Source organism: Xenorhabdus budapestensis (assembly GCF_002632465.1).
Lineage (GTDB): Bacteria > Pseudomonadota > Gammaproteobacteria > Enterobacterales > Enterobacteriaceae > Xenorhabdus > Xenorhabdus budapestensis.
In genome coordinates this window covers 1-1,605 of record NZ_NIBS01000084.1, presented here as the reverse complement: position 1 = coordinate 1,605, position 1,605 = coordinate 1, and the positions used below count along the sequence as shown (strand labels likewise).

At 41.8% G+C, this 1,605-nt stretch carries 3 protein-coding genes; 2 read left to right on the top strand and 1 reads right to left on the bottom strand.

Going from position 1 to position 1,605, the window contains the following annotated elements; all coding sequences use genetic code 11:
• The first annotated feature begins 208 nt into the window (after positions 1–208).
• Together Xbud_RS18930 and Xbud_RS18925 are read left to right on the top strand one after the other, a co-directional pair.
• The gene (locus Xbud_RS18930; protein WP_244590052.1) at positions 209–607 is read left to right on the top strand and encodes a DNA/RNA non-specific endonuclease; all 399 of its coding nucleotides are present in this window, start codon (positions 209–211) and stop codon (positions 605–607) included.
• Between the two features lie 3 nt (positions 608–610).
• On the top strand, positions 611–1,138 hold the full coding sequence (locus Xbud_RS18925) for an SMI1/KNR4 family protein (protein ID WP_099137523.1): 528 nt from the start codon (positions 611–613) through the stop codon (positions 1,136–1,138).
• A 66-nt stretch (positions 1,139–1,204) separates the two neighbouring features.
• Here Xbud_RS18925 and Xbud_RS18920 read toward each other — a convergent pair whose 3' ends face one another.
• Entirely contained in the window at positions 1,205–1,525 is a 321-nt protein-coding gene (locus Xbud_RS18920) for a SymE family type I addiction module toxin (RefSeq protein WP_099137522.1), read from the bottom strand.
• Positions 1,526–1,605: the final 80 nt, after the last annotated feature.

The window sequence follows — 1,605 nt, the reverse complement described above, 5'->3', positions numbered from 1 at the left end:
GATGGGCGGAACGGGTAAAAACGGTTCTTTAACAAGCTGATAATCAAAGAGAAAATCGTTTTAAACAGTATGACCGCATCCGAACCCACCCTATGACCCCATCGGGCTTGCAGGCGGAACAAATCCGTACGGGTATGTGCATAATCCGACAGGATGGGTAGATCCATTTGGGTTAACAGGCTGCCCTAATAATATTAAATATGGAGAATTGGATCATTTAGGGCGTCCTACAGGAGTTCATGCAACTTTAGATAAAGGTCATATTAATACCGGTACACACGCTAACCCAAATATACAACCCCCAGGTTTTATTACAGGAAAAGGTTCTAACAGAGCTAGGGGACATTTACTTGGACGACAATTAGGTGGTTCTGGTGATGATGTTAGAAACCTAGTAACTCTACAACAAAGACCTGCCAATACTCCTTTCATGAGTGGAATCGAGGGTAGAATAAGAAAAACCATAGAACAGGGAGAAGTTGTTGAAATGAGTTCTATTCCTATTTATAAGGGACCATCCAGAATACCCGCAGGCATTACAATGAAAGCCGAAGGTTCGGGAGGCTTCTATGAGTATGTCACCGTTCTTAATCCTCCAGGAATGTAAATAATGAGTATAGAAAGCTTAAAAAATATATTGCCTTTACCTATTCAGCCTAGCGAAAATGGAGAGGGTAAAAAGTGGTCATTGATAGATGAACAACATGCTTTCCCTAAGGATTATATTGATTTTATAACTCAATATGGCACAGGCAGAATTGCCGATTTCATCACTATCTTTAATCCGTTTAGTGCAGATGATGATTTGAACTTTTTCAAGCAAAAAGAATGGATTATTGAGGATTTTCAATCTCTTGTTGAATCTGATCCAGATTATTATCCGTTTATTCTTTATCCCGATACGAATGGATTACTTCCTGTAGGTGTTACAGATAACGGTGATTATATATTTTGGGTTGCATCGTCAGATGACAGTGATTTATGGAATGTTGCTATTATTGCAGCGAGAGCACCAGAAGTTGAATATCGACAAGAAAGTTTTACTGATTTTTTAGTAGGCGTTTTATCAAGAAAAATCAAGTGTATATCCTTCCCTGATAGTTTTCCTTCTAAAAAGATAGAATTTAACAGTATTTAAAAATAAACCGGAAGATCCCCATGATCTTCCGGCTTTGTTCTTTTAAGAGCGGCTCATTCCCTGCCCTTAGTTGCTGTTGTAATCGCCAATCAGTTCCCGCATTCTCAGCTTAATTTCGCTGAGCTGGTCTTGCTGGCGCTGGTACTGTTGCTTAATGGTGCGGGTGTCATCACTGTCAGGGATCAGCACCAGACAGCCTTCCATAATTTTAACGGTGAGTGTGCCACCAATAGCAAACCCCGCAGCCTTAAGCCACTGCCCCTTAAGATGTATCGCGGGCGGGGCACTGGCCTTGTCATTTTGCGGCACGTATCCCACGGTGTAATAACGTTCTGTTTTCGCCGCTTTATTTACTGCACGGTTTTGCTTAGAATGCGCCTTAGCCATCATTCAACTCCTTGCTAGTTGGTTGTGGTGAGCGGTGTCGGGATGTTCTCAGCATCCCAATACCGCGTTAGTTCTGCCTC